Annotated in this window: 1 pseudogene; it reads left to right on the plus strand. The window is 63.6% G+C overall.

Annotation, left to right across the window (positions count from 1 at the left end):
- A pseudogene (locus L692_RS33745) lies at positions 1–335 on the plus strand (HNH endonuclease); the annotation flags it as partial.

Genomic DNA, 335 nt, shown 5'->3' on the forward strand with positions numbered 1-335 from the left:
ACGTTTCCGCTGCGGAAGGCAACGCCAAGCCCCGCCCGCGCGCGGTAGAGCAGGCGGCGACCCTTCAGCGCCAGCGCGGGCCAAGGCCCGCTCCGGACGATGTCTCCGCGCTCATCCCCTCCAAGAAGGGGATGATTCTGATGCGGGGACACAGCGACAAGGGACGGCGCTGGCATCAGGAGATTGAGCTTGATCTGGCCGTTACGCTGGTCCGGGAGCAGGCCGCCGTAGTGGTCAATAAGCGGACCATCCGGCGGCTGTACAGCAACAAGGACTTCCGCCGGTATATATTGACCCGGGACAACTATACCTGCCACTTCTGCGGCTTTTTCTGG

The sequence above is a fragment of the Paenibacillus forsythiae T98 genome (assembly GCF_000520735.1).
Lineage (GTDB): Bacteria > Bacillota > Bacilli > Paenibacillales > Paenibacillaceae > Paenibacillus_AQ > Paenibacillus_AQ forsythiae.